This window comes from Streptacidiphilus carbonis (genome assembly GCF_000787775.1).
Taxonomy (GTDB): domain Bacteria; phylum Actinomycetota; class Actinomycetes; order Streptomycetales; family Streptomycetaceae; genus Streptacidiphilus; species Streptacidiphilus carbonis.
In genome coordinates, this window is record NZ_BBPM01000100.1 from 1 (window position 1) to 15,920 (window position 15,920).

General features: G+C 71.7%; 9 protein-coding genes. 7 read left to right on the forward strand and 2 right to left on the reverse strand.

Annotation, left to right across the window (positions count from 1 at the left end):
* Positions 1-254: 254 nt before the first annotated feature.
* Complete coding sequence (locus TR46_RS36450; protein ID WP_161790270.1) at positions 255-929, reverse strand: phosphatase PAP2 family protein; 675 nt, start codon at positions 927-929, stop codon at positions 255-257.
* Between the two features lie 338 nt (positions 930-1,267).
* On the reverse strand, positions 1,268-2,638 hold the full coding sequence (gene gabT, locus TR46_RS36455; RefSeq protein ID WP_042411100.1) for a 4-aminobutyrate--2-oxoglutarate transaminase: 1,371 nt from the start codon (positions 2,636-2,638) through the stop codon (positions 1,268-1,270).
* A 296-nt stretch (positions 2,639-2,934) separates the two neighbouring features.
* Here gabT and TR46_RS36460 point away from each other — a divergent pair, with 296 nt between their 5' ends.
* From TR46_RS36460 to TR46_RS36495, 7 genes are all read left to right on the forward strand, one after another.
* Positions 2,935-5,064 carry a hypothetical protein gene (locus tag TR46_RS36460; RefSeq protein WP_042411109.1) on the forward strand — a complete coding sequence of 710 codons (2,130 nt, stop codon included), beginning with the start codon at positions 2,935-2,937 and terminating at the stop codon, positions 5,062-5,064.
* A gap of 166 nt (positions 5,065-5,230) precedes the next feature.
* Positions 5,231-6,793 carry a PucR family transcriptional regulator gene (locus TR46_RS36465; protein ID WP_042411101.1) on the forward strand — a complete coding sequence of 521 codons (1,563 nt, stop codon included), beginning with the start codon at positions 5,231-5,233 and terminating at the stop codon, positions 6,791-6,793.
* A 165-nt stretch (positions 6,794-6,958) separates the two neighbouring features.
* Positions 6,959-8,404: an aldehyde dehydrogenase family protein gene (locus tag TR46_RS36470; protein ID WP_042411111.1), complete on the forward strand. Its 1,446-nt coding sequence runs from the start codon at positions 6,959-6,961 to the stop codon at positions 8,402-8,404.
* 158 nt (positions 8,405-8,562) lie between these two features.
* The gene (locus tag TR46_RS36475) at positions 8,563-10,560 is read left to right on the forward strand and encodes an acyl-CoA dehydrogenase family protein (RefSeq protein ID WP_042411102.1); all 1,998 of its coding nucleotides are present in this window, start codon (positions 8,563-8,565) and stop codon (positions 10,558-10,560) included.
* 188 nt (positions 10,561-10,748) lie between these two features.
* Entirely contained in the window at positions 10,749-13,166 is a 2,418-nt protein-coding gene (locus tag TR46_RS36485; protein WP_161790271.1) for a S53 family peptidase, read from the forward strand.
* Positions 13,167-13,203: 37 nt separating this feature from the next.
* A complete protein-coding gene (dxr, locus tag TR46_RS36490; protein ID WP_439654420.1) occupies positions 13,204-14,448 on the forward strand; it encodes a 1-deoxy-D-xylulose-5-phosphate reductoisomerase in 1,245 nt (414 codons plus the stop codon).
* A complete protein-coding gene (locus TR46_RS36495; protein WP_042411105.1) occupies positions 14,445-15,752 on the forward strand; it encodes a M50 family metallopeptidase in 1,308 nt (435 codons plus the stop codon). Before dxr ends, TR46_RS36495 begins: the two co-directional genes overlap by 4 nt.
* The last annotated feature ends 168 nt before the right edge of the window (positions 15,753-15,920 follow it).

Below are 15,920 nucleotides of genomic sequence, written 5' to 3' on the forward strand. Positions count from 1 at the left end.
AGGCAGCGCTCTGCGGGTGCAGAAACGTTCCTGCCAGGCGGCCTCCACGCATTGGGCGACCTCACTTGGCCACCCTGCGCAGCAGAAACGTTCCTGCATATCCCCACTCGCCCCCGGGGCTCCTCGCCGTTGGCCGCGAGCGCCGGCGAGTCACGGAGTCCTACGGCCAGTTACCGGGAGCTAGCGCCTACTTAACCGGCCACCAGACGGGGCCCGGCCGCAAAGCCCACCCCACCCCGGACATGTCCCCGCCGTCAGCGCTCGGGCGCTGCGTCCCGCGTGCTCTCGCGCGGTGAGCGCGGCCGCGGGCGTGACGCCCAGCGGGCCAAGCTCCACAGCGTCAGCCCGGTGAGGCACCAGCCGGCGATCACGTCGAGGAACCAGTGGTAGTCACGCCAGATGAGGCACACGCCGACGCCGGTGCAGAAGGCGGCCGTCGCGGCGTACAGGGTTCGGCGGAGCCGGGCGCGGGTGCTGAGGAAGCAGATGCCCAGGAGCCAGGCCGCAGTGCCGTAGCAGATGCCGGCGGTGCTGGTGTGCCCGGAGGGGAACCAGCCCCACTGGCCCGGGGCGACGGGCGCGCCGAGCGGGCCGGGGCGGCCGATGATGATTTTGCCCGGGATGACGGTGGAGAAGAGGGCTGTCCCGGCGATGAGCGCGCTGAGCAGCGGTTTCCAGGAGCGTGTCCATGCGGCTGCGGTGAGGGTGGCCAGGATCAGCGCCGGTGCCGCGGCCTTGGTGTCACCCATATCGGACCAGTGCTCGGCGAGCCGGTCCAGGATCGGGTACGGGTTCTCGGCTACCAGGGTGAGCACATGGTCCCGGATCCAGGTGTCCAGGTGCAGCAGCGGTCCCTTGGTGACGACCTGTTCGGTGGTGACCGCCAGTACGACCAGCAGCGAGACCGGGAACCAGAGTGATTGCTGCACCGACATCAGGGCATGGAGAAGCCACCCCGGAGCAGGGGGGAGAGCCCCGGGGTGGCTGTGGTGATCGCCGGTCCGCGTAGCCCGGGGGGTTTGGGCACTACGAACGGTCGATCGGCTGAGGGGTGGCGGACCGGAGTCCGCTGTGGTGTCCTCGGCGGTGTGTCGCCGGTGAGGGTCAGTCACCGACGGGCGCTGCTTCTCCATCTGTCATGACAGTACGTCACTGGGGTGGATGCGGCCGCACGCCTCACCCACCCGCCATCAGGTCCGCACACCTTCTTCACGCCATGGCGGGGGAGCGACGGTGCGGACGCCGACGGTCGGGGCCGGTGACCGGGTCACAGCCCGGCGAAGGCCGCTTCCAGGATGTCCAGGCCCTCGTTGAGCAGGTGCTCCGGCATCACCAGCGGCGGCAGGAAGCGGAGCACGTTGCCGTAGGTGCCGGCGGTGAGGACCAGCAGGCCCTCGGCGTGGCAGGCCTTGGCGAGGGCGGCGGTCGCCTCCGGGTTGGGGTCCTTGCTGCCGGGCTTGACCAGCTCGACGGCGATCATCGCCCCGCGGCCGCGGACGTCGCCGATGACGTCGAACTTCTCCTGCATCGCGCGCAGGCGCGGCAGCATGGTCGCGCCGATGGCCTGGGCCCTGGCGTTGAGGTCGAGCTCCTTCATGGTCTCGATCGAGCCGAGCGCGGCGGCGCAGGCGACCGGGTTGCCGCCGTAGGTGCCGCCGAGGCCTCCGGCGTGGGCGGCGTCCATGATCTCGGCGCGGCCGGTGACGGCGGCGAGCGGCAGGCCGCCCGCGATGCCCTTGGCGGTGGTGATGAGGTCGGGCACGATGCCCTCGTCCTCGCAGGCGAACCACTGGCCGGTGCGGCAGAAGCCGGTCTGGATCTCGTCGGCGACGAAGACGATGCCGTTGGCCTTGGCGAACTCGACGATCGCGGGGAGGAAGCCCTTGGCCGGCTCGATGAAGCCGCCCTCGCCGAGGATCGGCTCGATCACGATGGCGGCCACGTTCTCGGCGCCGACCTGCTTGGTGATCATGTCGATCGCCTGGGCGGCGGCATCGGCGGCGGCATTCTCGGCACCGGTGAGCCAGCGGTAGGGGTAGGCGACCGGCACCCGGTAGACCTCGGGGGCGAACGGCCCGAAGCCGTGCTTGTAGGGCATGTTCTTCGCCGTCATGCCCATGGTGAGGTTGGTGCGGCCGTGGTAGCCGTGGTCGAAGACCACGACGGCTGTGCGCTTGGTGTAGGCGCGGGCGATCTTCACCGCGTTCTCGACGGCCTCGGCGCCGGAGTTGAAGAGCGCGCTGCGCTTCTCGTGGTCGCCCGGGGTCAGCTCGTTGAGCTGCTCGGCGACGGCGACGTAGCCCTCGTACGGGGTGACCATGAAGCAGGTGTGGGTGAATGCGGCCAGCTGCGCGGCGGCGCGCTCGACGACGGCCTGGGCGCTGTTGCCGACGTTGGTCACCGCGATGCCCGCACCGAAGTCGATCAGGGAGTTGCCGTCCACGTCCTCGACCACCCCGCCACCCGCGCGGGTGATGTAGACGGGGAGGGTGGTGCCGACGCCCGCCGCGACCGCGGCCAGCTTGCGGGCCTGCAGCTCCTGCGACTTGGGGCCGGGGACGGCGGTGACGAGGCGGCGCTCCTGGGGGAGCGAGGGGCCGCCGGGCAGCTGCCCGGCGCTGGACGGAGCAGCGCTCATGTGAGGTCTCCCAGGGAGTGATGGGGGCGTCGGCGCGGATCGCGCCTCGTACTCTGGCAGGCTACGGCGGGACGATGGGGGTCGCATACGCCGCAGGGGAGTGGTGCGGGGGTGGGAGTTGTCCTGGCCGGACATCGCCGCTCGCCGTCCCGCCTGCCGTCGTGCCTCTGCTCGGGACGGCCGTCGTCCACTAGATTGAGGGTCTTGGCGGGCGCGCGAGGGAGCGGACTGCAATGGCACTGGGCGGCGCGCCGCAGGCGTACCCACAGACTTCCGACCGGACTTCCGATCGCCCGGTGGCGCACCGGGGCTTCGACCTGATCGGCTGGCTCTCGGCGCCCCGCCACTCCGGCACACCGGGGATGTTCGCCCTCGGTCCTGCCGCGCGGACGCCGCAGGAACAGCGGGACGAGGAGGGGACCGGCGTCCCCTCCTGGCAGTTGCTGCTACGGGCCGCGCTGAACCTGGTGGTGGCCTGGGAGGTCTTCTACTACCTGGGCAGCCTGGTCAACGTAGAGATCCGCGGCTTCGTGGTCCCCAAGGTGGGCGATGGCGGCGGTCTCACCTTCACCACCTGGCTGGTGGACCTGCTGGAGATTGCACTGCTGATCAAGATCTTCGGCCGGATGGGCCGTTGGCCCCTGGTCTGGCGGCGGTTCGGGCGGCCGTTGGTGCGCCGGGCGGTCGAGGCCACGGAGAAGAAGGCCGTGATCCCGGCCCAGGCCGACGGTCGGCCGCAGACCGTGGATCCCTGGTGGGCCTTCAGGGCCGTCGCCGAGCCCGGCGGGCTCGCCCTGCTGGAGCAGGAGACGGCGGCCGGCCGGGTGAGCGACGTCGACCACCAGCGGCTGAACCGCGCGCTGGAGTGCGTCCGGGACTACCCGGACCGGCTGGCCGCGCTGCTGGCCGCGGTGCGGGACCACGGCTCGGCGGCCTGCGCACATCCCTCCGGCGCGCGCGACCTGCCGGGCCGCGGCGCCGGCAACGACCTGTTGCTCCGTCAGATCCGGTTGGGCGCGGCCGAGGACGTGCCCAAGAACCCGCCGGCCTACCGCGGCGTCGACCTCGCCCTCGACCCGACCCTGCTGGGCACCTCGCTGCTGGCGGTCGGTCCGTCAGGTACCGGGAAGACGGCCAGGCTGGCCCGTCCGGTCGCGGAGACGCTGTGCCTCCAGGCGCTGGCCGGCACCGCGGTGGCGGTGGTCGTCGGCGCCGCCGACGCCGATCTCGGTCCCGACTCCTGGTACGACGTGGTGGTGGCCCCGGGCGACCCGCGCGGCCGCTACGGGCTGGACCTGTACGGCGGTGCCCGCCGACCCGACGAGGGCGCGGCCCGGCTGGCGGACGCACTGCTGCCGGAGGAGCTGGCGCCCCGTGCCACCCTCGCCCGTCAGGCGCTGCAGCAGGTCGTCGGCCCCTTCGCGGCGGCGTACGGCCGTCCGCCCGGGCTGCGCGAGCTGTGCCTGCTGCTCCGCGGCGACGCCGACGCCTGGACCGGACTGCGCGAAGAGCTGCGGGCGAGCGGCCGGCTGACCGACCATCAGTACGATCTGGCCCAGCGGGAGCGGATGCACGGTCAGATCGACGACCCCGGCGGGCTGCTGGCCGACCGGCTGGGCCTGCTGGACCGGCCGGTCTTCGCCGGCTGCTTCAACGCCGCCCCCAGCGGCGCCGAGCACGGTACCGACCAGCAGAATTCCGTCCAGCAGAATTCCGTCCAGCAGGGCTCCGTCCCGCACAGCACCGTCCCGCGCGGTGCCGACCGCCCCCCATCCGCGGACGCCGGGCTGCCGCTGTTCGCCATGCACGCCCTGGACCACCCGCTCCGGGTCCGGATCGCCCTCCCGGAGCACGCCCACCCCGAGGCGGCCCGGATCCTGGCGCGACTCGCGGTCGGCCAGTTCCTGCACGCGGCCGGTACCCGTCAGGACCGCTCGCTGTTCGCCGGCCTGGTGGTCGACGACGCCTCCGCCGTGATCGACGCGCACAGCGTCCGCGATCTGCAGCGGTTGCGCGGCGCCCACTCCGGCGCGGTGCTGCTGCTGCGCACCCTGTCGGACCTGCCGGAGAGCCTGCGGGCACCGCTGTTCGGCGCGGTCGGCGGGCGGATGGCCTTCCCCGGCCTCGCGCCCTGGGACGGCACCCTGTTCGCCGAGACCTGGGGGACGGTCTGGGTCGACGAGCGCGACGTCACCCGTGCGCCGGACATCTCGGGCGGAATCATCAAGCGCACCTGGCGGGCGATCCGTACCGTGCTGGCGGGCGAGCGGGCGCACACCGAGAGCGTCACCACCCGGCGGGTGGAGCGCCGCCGCTGGTCGCCCTCCGAACTGGCCCAGGTGCTGCCCGGCGGCCACGCGGTGCTCTCGCTGACGGCGGTGGACGGGACGCCGGTGCCGCCGCTGCTGGTCGATCTCCGCTCGTAGGCACTTCACAGCCGCTGCCCACGCAGTTCGCAGACGCAGAAGCGCCGAGGAGCCGTCCCGGATGCTTCGCGGCCGGTCGTTCGTAAGCGAGGCGGTCTGCCGGTGAGGCAGAATCGGGAGTGGCCGTTGTCCCCGACGGCCAGTTGCGGACCTCGTCGAAGGTGACATGACCGAGCAGAGCGCCACATCCGCCGCACCCGCCACGCCCACCGCCGTCACCCTGGCGTCGCTGGTGGCGATACCCGGGCTGCACCTCTCCGTGCTCGCCGGGGGCGGGCAACTGGGCCGTCCGGTGCGCTGGGTGCACACCAGTGAGCTGGACGATCCGGTGCCGTTCCTGGAGGGCGGCGAACTGCTGCTCACCACCGGGCTGAAACTGGGGCGCGGCAAGGAGAAGCTGCGGCGCTACGTCCACCGTCTGGCCGACGCCGGGGTGGCCGGGCTGGGGATCGGGGTCGGGCTCTCCTACCAGGAGGTGCCCGTGGCGCTGGTCGAGGCCGCGGCGGAGCGCGAGCTGCCGCTGCTGGAGGTCCCGCAGCCGACGCCGTTCATCGCGATCAGCAAGGCCGTCACCGCCGCGCTGGCCGCCGAGCAGTACCAGGCGGTGACCACGAGTTTCGAGGCCCAGGAGGAGCTGACCCGGGCCGCGCTCGGCAAGGACGGCACCGCGGCCCTGGTGCGCAGGCTCGCGGCGCGACTCGGCGGCTGGGCGGCGCTCTACGACGCCTCCGGGACGGTGCTGGTCGCCGCGCCCGACTGGGCCGCGCGCCGGGCCAGGGCGCTGCGGCCCGAGGTCGAGCGGCTGCGCAGCCGCCCGGCGCCGTCCAGCGCGGCGCTGCAGAACGAGCAGAAGGACCAGGACTACGTGGTCCTGCAGTCGCTCGGGGCGGACCGCCGGGCCCGCGGCTTCCTCGCGGTCGGCACCGAGGACCGGCTCACCCCCACCGAGCGCTATGTCCTCAACGCCGCCGTGGCCCTGCTCACGCTGACCCTGGAGCGGTCCCGCGACCTGCGCCGCTCGGCCGAGCGGATGCGGACCGCGCTGCTCAGGCTGGTGCTGGCGGGGGAGATCGGCACGGCCAGGGAGGTGGCGGAGCCGCTGCTGGGCGGGCTGCCGGAAGGGCCGGTGCGGGTGCTGCTCGCGGAGGGCGAGCCGCTGGACTTCCTCGGCGACGTCGCCGAGCAGTCGGCCACCCGTTCGGGTGAGCCGGTGCTGCTGGCCCCCGAGGGCGACCGGCTGGTCCTGCTGGTCATGGACGGCGGGAGCGTGCACACCGACTGCGTGACGGCGGCCCAGGACCTGGACTCGCTCTTCGTCGGCATCTCGGCGCCGACCACCCCCGAGGCCGCCGGCGCCGCCTACGCCCAGGCCGAGCGGGCCCTGGCGGTGGCCGTGCGCAGCGGTCGCCGCAGCGTGGACCACGACGAGGTCGGCACCGGCTCGCTGCTGCCGCTGCTGGCCGACGAGGCGGTGCTGGCCTTCGCCGACGCGCTGCTGCGGCCGCTGCGCGAGCACGACCTGACCGCCCGCGGCGACCTGGAGGCCAGCCTGCAGGCCTGGCTCTCCCGGCACGGCCAGTGGGACGCCGCCGCCGCCGACCTCGGCGTGCACCGGCACACCCTGCGCTACCGGATGCGCCGGGTCGAGGAACTGCTGGGCCGCTCGCTGGACGACACCGATGTCCGAATGGAGCTGTGGCTCGCTCTCCGTGCCCGGGGCGAGGGCTGAGACCGCATCACCCCGGCACCCGGCCATCCGTTCGTCCCACTCCAGAGCGTCCCGGCGGCGCCTCGCAGTACTCCGTTGCGGACAAGTTCCGCGCGCACCGCCCGGCCCTACCGTGGAGGCAGACATCCGCACAGCAGGTAGTAGAGGAAAGGTCCGGTGACCTCGGTGACCAGCACCCACGCATTCTGGCTGGCCGGTCGGCAGGAGAGCGGTACGGAGTCCTTCGAGGTCCACCACCCGTGGGACGGCAGCCTGGTCGGCACCGTCAGCATCCCCACCGAGGCCCAGGTCGAGGAGGCCGTCGCCGCCGCCGTTGCGGTGCAGGACGAGTTCGCCGCGACCCCCGCCTACGTCCGCGCCGCGGCACTGGACCACGTCGCACGTCGGCTGACCGAGCGCACCGAGGAGCTGGCCCGGCTGGTCACCGCCGAGAACGGCAAGCCGATCAAGTGGGCGCGCGGCGAGGTCGGCCGCGCCGCCTCGGTGTTCCGCTGGGCCGCGGAGGAGGCCCGCCGCTTCAACAGCGGTGAGGGCCAGCGACTGGACACCGACGCGGGCGGCACCGGCCGGCTGGCGATCACCCGCCGCTTCGTACGCGGTCCCGTGCTCGGCATCGCGCCGTTCAACTTCCCGCTGAACCTGGTGGCGCACAAGGTCGCCCCCGCCATCGCGGTCGGCGCCCCGATCATCCTCAAGCCGGCCCCGGCCACCCCGCTCTCCGCGCTGGTGCTGGGCGAGATCCTGGCCGAGACCGACCTCCCGGCCGGCTCCTGGAGCGTGCTGCCGGTGTCGAACGACCGGATGCCCGCTCTGGTGCAGGACCCGCGGCTGCCGGTGATCTCCTTCACCGGCTCCGACAGGGTCGGCTACCAGATCATGGATTCGGTGCCGCGCAAGCACGTCACCCTGGAACTGGGCGGCAACGCCGCGGCGGTCGTGCTGGCCGACTGGTCCAGTGAGGCGGACCTGGACTGGGCCGCGACCAGGATCGCCACCTTCGCCAACTACCAGGGCGGCCAGTCCTGCATCTCGGTGCAGCGGGTGATCGCCGACGCGAGCGTCTACGACCGCCTGGTCGAGAAGGTCGTCGCCAAGGTCGGTGCGCAGGTCACCGGCGACCCCGCGGACGACGCGGTGGACGTCGGCCCGCTGGTCAACGAGGACGCCGCCAAGCGGGTCGAGTCCTGGGTGGACGAGGCCGTGGCGGCCGGCGCGCAACTGCTCACGGGCGGCAAGCGGGAGGGCGCGAGCTACGCGCCGACCGTGCTCGCGGGCGTCCCGGCCGGGGTCACGCTGGCGACCGAGGAGGTCTTCGGCCCGGTGCTGACACTGACCTCGGCGGCGACCACGGACGGGGCGTTCGCGCTGGTCAACGACTCAAAGTTCGGCCTGCAGGCCGGTGTCTTCACCCACGACGTGCAGACCGCGTTCCGGGCCCACCGCGAGCTGGAGGTCGGCGGCGTGATCATCGGCGACGCCCCCTCGTACCGCGCCGACCAGATGCCGTACGGCGGGGTCAAGGACTCCGGTGTGGGGCGCGAGGGCGTGGCGTACGCCATGGCCGACTACACCTATGAGCGCGTCATGGTCCTCACGGGGTTGGTGCTCTGAAGGACGGCTTCGCGGTGGCGGGGTTCGCAGGGGTGCGGGGCGTCGCGCCCCGATGCGCGGTCGGTAGCCCTGATGGCGTCTCACCTCTGGTGATCTGTCGGTGACGCAGCGTACGGTCGGGTAGCACTGGTCGGTAACCCGCTGCGAGGTGGTGCGAGATGTCCACAGCCGAGCCCACGCCCGAGTCCACGCCCGAGGTGGCTCGACCCAAGGTCACCGAACGCGAGGCGCGCCGCGTCGCCGAGGAGGCGCGCGAGCAGGACTGGCACAGGCCCAGCTTCGCAAAGGAGCTGTTCCTCGGCCGCTTCCGGCTGGACCTCATCCACCCGCACCCGCTCCCCGAAGAGGAGTCGGTGCGGGTGGGTGAGGCGTTTCTGGCCAGGTTGACCGCCTTCTGCGAGACGAAGATCGACGGCGCGCTGATCGAGCGCGAGGCGCTGATCCCGGACGAGGTGGTCAAGGGACTGCAGGAGCTCGGCGTCTTCGGGATGAAGATCGACACCGAGTACGACGGCCTCGGGCTCACCCAGGTGTACTACAACCGCGCCCTGGCACTCCTGGGCAGCGTCAGCCCGGCGATCAGCGCCCTGGTCTCCGCACATCAGTCCATCGGCGTGCCGCAACCGTTGAAGCTGTTCGGCACCGCCGAGCAGAAGCAGCGCTTCCTGCCGCGCTGCGCCCGCACCGACATCACCGCCTTCCTGCTCACCGAGCCGGACGTGGGCAGCGACCCGGCCCGGCTGGCCACGGCGGCCGTCCCCACCGAGAACGGCGAGGCCTACGTCCTGGACGGGGTGAAGCTGTGGACCACCAATGGCGTGGTCGCCGATCTGCTGGTGGTGATGGCCCGGGTGCCCAGGAGCGAGGGGCGCAAGGGCGGGATCACGGCCTTCGTGGTCGAGGCCGACTCACCCGGCATCACCGTCGAGAACCGCAACGCCTTCATGGGCCTGCGCGGCCTGGAGAACGGGGTCACCCGGTTCCACCAGGTGCGGGTGCCGGCCGAGAACCGGATCGGCGCCGAGGGCGCGGGGCTGAAGATCGCGCTCACCACGCTCAACACCGGACGGCTTTCGCTGCCGGCGGTGTGCGCGGGAGGTGCCAAATGGTGTCTGAAGATCGCCCGTGAGTGGTCGGCGGCCCGTGAGCAGTGGGGCAAGCCCATCGTCGGGCACGAGGCCGTCGCCCAGAAGGTGTCCTTCATCGCAGCGACCGCGTTCGCCCTGGAGGCGGTGCTGGACCTTTCCAGCCAGATGGCCGACGAGGACCGCAACGACATCAGGATCGAGGCCGCACTGGCCAAGCTCTACGGCTCGGAGATGGGCTGGCGGATCGCCGACGAGCTGGTGCAGATCCGCGGCGGCCGCGGCTTCGAGACGGCGGAGTCGCTGGCCGCGCGGGGCGAGCGGGCCGTCCCGGCCGAGCAGGTACTGCGCGACATGCGGATCAACCGGATCTTCGAGGGCTCCACCGAGATCATGCACCTGCTGATCGCCAGAGAGGCGGTGGACGCCCACCTCAAGGTCGCCGGTGACCTGATCGAGCCGGAGGCGGACCTCAGGCGCAAGGGCCGCGCCGCGGCCAGGGCCGGCGCCTTCTACGCCGGCTGGCTGCCCAAGCTCGCCACCGGCCCCGGCCAACTGCCGACCTCCTACCCGGAGTTCCGGCAGGGCGGGGGATACCCGGACCTGTCCGGACAGCTTCGCTTCGTCGAGCGGTCCGCCCGCAAGCTGGCGCGGTCCACCTTCTACGCCATGTCCCGCTGGCAGGGGAGGATGGAGACCAAGCAGGGCTTCCTGGGCCGGATCGTCGACATCGGCGCCGAACTCTTCGCGATGAGCGCGGTCTGCGTCCGCGCGGAGATGCTGCGCACGTCAGCGGCAGCGGGCGCGGGCCAGGACCCTGAGCAGGGGCGGGCGGCCTACGAGCTGGCCGAGTTGTTCTGCCGTCAGGCCAGGATCCGGGTGGACGAGTTGTTCGGCCGGCTCTGGACCAACACCGACGACCTCGACCGGAGCGTCGCCCGACGGGTGGTCAGCGGCCGTTACACCTGGCTCGAACAAGGGATCCTCGACCCGTCCGGCGAGGGGCCGTGGATCGCCGACTCCACTCCGGGGCCCTCGCAGCGGGAGAACGTGCACCGGACGATCCGCTGAACCACCATCAGAACGGGGCGACCCCGGGACACCGATGTCGCCCCGTCTCGGTACGATGCGCGCAGGCGTACGACGGATGGATACATGACACCGGGGGCCCGTACGCCGCGTCTGAGGCCGCATCAGCGGATCCGGCGGAAGTGGCCGGCTCCCGGTAGTCACACCTCCGAGAAGAACAGGTACCTCAGGTGAGCTACCCGCCCCACGGGCAGAATCCGCAGAACCCCCAGCAGCCGCAGAATCCGTACGGCCAGCCGCCGCCGCCTGCCCCGAACAATCCCTACGGCCGTCCGCAGCAGCCGCCACCACCGCAGCAGCCCAACCCCAACCCCTATGGCCGTCCGCAGCAGCCGCCGAACCCCTACGGACGCCCCCAGCAGCCGCAGCAGCCGAACCCGTACGGCCGTCCGCAGCAGCCACCGAACCCCTATGGCCAGCCGCCGCAGCAGCCGCCGCAGAACCCGTACGGCCAGCAGCCCCCGGGCCCGCCGCAGCAGCCGCCCTACGGCGGTGGTCCCGGCGGTCCGGGCGGACCCAAGGGCCCCGGTGGTCCCGGCGGTCCGGGCGGATCCGGCCCCGGCGGTCCGATGGGGCCGACCGGTGGCGGGGGCGGTCCGCGCCGCTCCCGGAAGGGTGTGCTGATCGCCTCGGTCACCGCCCTGGTCCTGGTGGCCGGCGTCAGCGCCGTCGTGGCCAGCAGCGGCGGCAAGGACAAGAAGACCACCGACACCAGTGCCGACGGCACCTCCACCGACGCCGGCGGCACCTCCTGGGAGCCCCCGAAGTGGGCCGTCCCGGCCAATGACGTCGGCCACGCCGATCCCAAGACCGTGGTCACCGGTACCGTCTGGTTCGCCAAGTCCAGCCCGGAGAACCTGGCGACCTACGCCACCGAGGTCGGCACCCCGGGGGACAGCAAGTACCACAAGTTCCTCTCGCCGACGGACTTCAACTCGACCTTCGCCAACCACGCCGACGCCAGCCAGGCGGTCACCCAGTGGGTCCAGCAGGCCGGGATGACGGTGCTGTCGCAGACCGCGCAGTCGATCAACGTCTCCACGACCATCGCCGAGGTGGAGAAGACGCTCGGCATCAAGATCGACCGCTACAAGCACGCGGGCCGGACCGACCTGGCCCCGACCGGACAGCCGAAGTACCCGTCCAACGTCGGCGAGTACGTCTCCAGCGTCACCGGTCTCACCACCTCCAGCCCGGTCGACGCGCCCAAGCTCATGGTCGCCGCCGGCAGCGCCAACTGCAGCAGCTACTACGGCCAGCGGGTCGCCTCGGGCGCCGACACCATCGCGCCGGACGGCGGCAAGCCCACCCAGCTGCTGTGCGGCTACACGGCCTCGCAGATCCGCAGCGCCTACGGCATCACCGGCAGCAACCTGACCGGCAAGGGGGTGACCATCGCGGTCGTGGACGCCTACGCGTCGCCGACCATCGTCGGCGACGTCAACCGCTGGTCCGCCGCCAACGGACTGCCGCAGTTCGGCTCCGGCCAGTTCAAGCAGGTGCTGCCGGCCTCCTACGACGCGGCCAGCACCGCGGACCTGGCCTCGGGCTGGTGGGGCGAGGAGACCCTGGACATCGAGGCGGTGCACGCCGTCGCCCCCGATGCGAAGATCATCTACTACGCCGCCCGGAAGCCCGACGACGCGGAGTTCTTCAACGCGTTCCAGCAGATCGTCAGCGGCCGCACCGCGGACATCGTGACCAACTCCTGGGGCAGCCCCGAGGGCACCGGCGACACCAACGACGTGCAGGCCGGTGAGCAGATCTTCCAGCAGGCCGCGGCCGAGGGGATCACCTTCAACTTCTCCACCGGCGACGACGGCGACTACACCCAGGCCACCAACGCGACCAGCAGCCCCACCGCCTCGTACCCCTCCAGCGACCCCTTCGTCACCGGCGTCGGCGGCACCGCGCTGGGGATAGGAGCGCAGGGACAGTACGAGTGGGAGACCGGCTGGGGCGATGTGGCCTACCCGCAGAGCGGCAGCAGCTGGGACACCTCGGCCGGCAAGTTCCAGGGCGGTGGCGGTGGCGGCAACTCCGTCTACTTCCCGCAGCCGTCCTTCCAGAAGGGCGTGGTGCCGGACAGCCTGGCCACCGCGACCACGGGCAAGGCCGACCGCGAGGAGCCGGACGTGTCCATGCTGGCCGACCCGCTGACCGGTCTGAACGTCGGTGAGACCACCGGCAAGGTCACCGCCACCACCGCGAGCGACGGCGGGGTGAACTTCACCATGAGCAACGGGAAGTACAGCGAGCAGCCGGTCGGCGGCACCAGTCTGGCCTCGCCGCTGTTCTCCGGAATGGAGGCGCTCGCGGTGCAGAGCTCCGGCAGCCCGCTGGGCTATGCCAACCCGGTGCTCTACCACCTCAACGGGACCCCGCAGTTCCACGACGTCGCGCCGAACCCGGTGGACGGCCACGAGCCCAGCTTCCTGGCGCAGAACAGCAGCGGCACGCTGCTGCTGGTGGCGCTGAACAAGGACTCCTCGCTGAAGACCGCCAAGGGCTACGACGACGCCACCGGCCTCGGCAGCCCCACCGGGTCCTTTCTCACCTGGTTCAAGGACCATCCGAGCGGGACCTGACGCCCCGCTGTCGGCGCGGCAGTCCACAATGGTCGACATGGAATCTCTCGCCGATCCGCACCTGCGCTTCGTCCCCGTCGTCGCCGACCCCGAAGGACCCCGGGAGCTGGTGATCCTCGGATCCACCGGCTCCATCGGGACCCAGGCCATCGACGTGGTGCTGCGCAACCCCGACCGCTTCCGGGTGGTCGGCCTGTCCGCCGCCGGCGGCCGGGTGGGGCTGCTGGCCGAGCAGGCCCTGCGGCTCGGGGTGCGGAAGGTCGCGCTGGCGCGGGCCGAGGCGGAGCCGGAACTGCGTGCCGCGCTGGCAGCCGCCGCGGAGCCCGGTCAGGATCTTCCGACGATCCTGACCGGCCCCGATGCGGCGACCGAGATCGCCGGGATGGAATGCCACTCGGTGCTCAACGGCATCACCGGGTCGATCGGCCTGGCACCGACCCTGGCGGCGCTGGAGGCGGGACGGGTGCTGGTGCTGGCGAACAAGGAGTCGCTGATCGTCGGCGGCCCGCTGGTGAAGGCCGTCGCCAAGCCGGGCCAGATCGTCCCGGTGGACTCCGAGCACACCGCGCTGTTCCAGGGACTGATGGGCGGAGCCCGTCGCGAGGTCCGCAAGCTGGTGGTCACCGCCAGCGGCGGGCCGTTCCGCGGCTGGAGCCGTGAGCAGCTCGCCGGGGTCACCCGGGAGCAGGCGCTCAACCACCCCAACTGGGACATGGGCCCGGTGATCACCGTGAACTCGGCCACCCTGGTGAACAAGGGCCTGGAGGTGATCGAGGCCCATCTGCTCTACGACATCCCGTTCGAGCAGATCGAGGTCGTGGTCCACCCGCAGTCGGTGATTCACTCGATGGTGGAGTTCACCGACGGTTCCACCATCGCCCAGGCCAGCCCGCCGGACATGCGGATGCCGATCTCGCTCGGCCTCGGCTGGCCGGACCGGGTCCCGGGCGCCGCACCGGGGTGCGACTGGACCAAGGCCGCCACCTGGACCTTCTTCCCGCTGGACACCGAGGCCTTCCCCTCGGTCGGGCTGGCCAGGCACGTCGGCTCTTTGGGCGGCACCGCTCCGGCAGTGTTCAACGCGGCCAACGAGGAGTGCGTCGACGCCTTCCTCGACGGTCGGCTGCCGTTCACAGGCATCGTGGATACGGTGGCGAAGGTGGTCGCCGAGCACGGCCGGCCGGGTCCGGGAACTGCGCTGACCCTCGCGGACGTCCTGGCTGCGGAGACCTGGGCCCGCGGCACCGCGCAGGACCACATCAAGAAGGCAGGTGGCCGATGACGGCACTCATGACCATCCTCGGCATCGTCATCTTCGCGTTCGGACTGCTGGTCTCGATCGCCTGGCACGAGCTGGGGCACCTCACCTGGGCCAAGGTCTTCAAGATCCGGGTGCCGCAGTACATGGTCGGCTTCGGCCCGACCATCTGGTCGCGCAAGAAGGGTGACACCGAGTACGGCGTCAAGGCGATCCCGCTCGGCGGGTACATCCGCATGATCGGGATGTTCCCCCCGGGCAAGGACGGCAAGGTCACCGCCCGTAGCACCTCGCCCTGGCGGAGCATGATCGAGGACGCCCGCGAGCAGTCCTACGAGGAGATCCTGCCCGGCGACGAGACCAGGCTCTTCTACACCCGCAAGCCCTGGCAGAAGGTCATCGTGATGTTCGCGGGGCCGTTCATGAACCTGGTCCTGGCGTTCGGGCTGTTCCTGGCCCTGTTCATGGGCTTCGGGATGGCCAAGGCGGTGCCGACGGTGAGCTATGTCAGCGCCTGTGTGCTGGCGCAGGGCAGCGCCAGCACCAACACCTGCCCGGCCGATGCCAGGCCCTCCCCGGCCGCCGCCGCCGGGATGAAGGCGGGCGACAAGGTCGTCTCCTTCAACGGGGACCCGATCAGCAGCTACGACCAGCTGCAGAACGACATCCGCAACTCCGCCGCCGGAACCGCGATCCCCGTGGTCGTCGAGCGCAACGGGGCCCGGATCACGCTGAGCGTCACCCCCGTCGAGAACACCGTGTACGTGGACGACTCCAACGGCAACCCGACCACCAGGACCATGAAGGCCGGCTTCGTCGGCCTCTCGCCGGTGACCACCACGGTCCCGCTGGGCTTCGGCGAGAGCATGACCCAGATGTACGACATGGCCAAGAGCGGGGTGCACTCCGTGCTCGCCCTGCCATCCAAGATCCCGGCGCTCTGGGACTCCGCCTTCGACGGTGCTCCCCGGGCCACCGACTCCCCGGTCGGGGTCGTCGGTGTGGCCCGGGTCGGCGGCGAGGCGTTCGCGATGAAGGCCCCGCTGATCGACCGGTTCGCCTTCGAGGTCCAACTGCTGGCCGGGCTGAACCTGTCGCTGTTCCTGCTCAACATGCTGCCGCTGCTCCCGCTGGACGGCGGGCACATCGCCGGCGCGCTCTGGGAGTCCTTCCGCCGCCGGATGGCACAGCTGTTCCGCCGCCCGGACCCGGGCCACTTCGACGTCGCCAAGCTGATGCCGGTGGCGTACGTGGTGGCAGGGGTGTTCCTCTGCTTCACCGTGCTGGTGATGATCGCCGATGTGGTGAATCCGGTGAAGATCGGCTGACGCCGCGGCAACGAACGGAAGACCTGAGGTTGCGGTGCCGATCGCAATGTGAGCGAGGTCGGCCCGGTGGCGTACGGTTGGTCCGGGAGTGCTGGGAGCAGCTCCAGCCTCCCGGACCACCGGGAGTTCCGGTAGGGCCGCCACCTCACCTTGGGGACTTAGCCAGAG

Coding starts and splice junctions, on each gene's coding strand:
- dxr (WP_439654420.1), top strand. CDS start 13,204: ATGGAATCTCTCGCCGATCCGCACCTGCGCTTCGTCCCCGTCGTCGCC.
- TR46_RS36465 (WP_042411101.1), top strand. CDS start 5,231: ATGACCGAGCAGAGCGCCACATCCGCCGCACCCGCCACGCCCACCGCC.
- TR46_RS36495 (WP_042411105.1), top strand. CDS start 14,445: ATGACGGCACTCATGACCATCCTCGGCATCGTCATCTTCGCGTTCGGA.
- gabT (WP_042411100.1), bottom strand. CDS start 2,638: ATGAGCGCTGCTCCGTCCAGCGCCGGGCAGCTGCCCGGCGGCCCCTCG.
- TR46_RS36475 (WP_042411102.1), top strand. CDS start 8,563: ATGTCCACAGCCGAGCCCACGCCCGAGTCCACGCCCGAGGTGGCTCGA.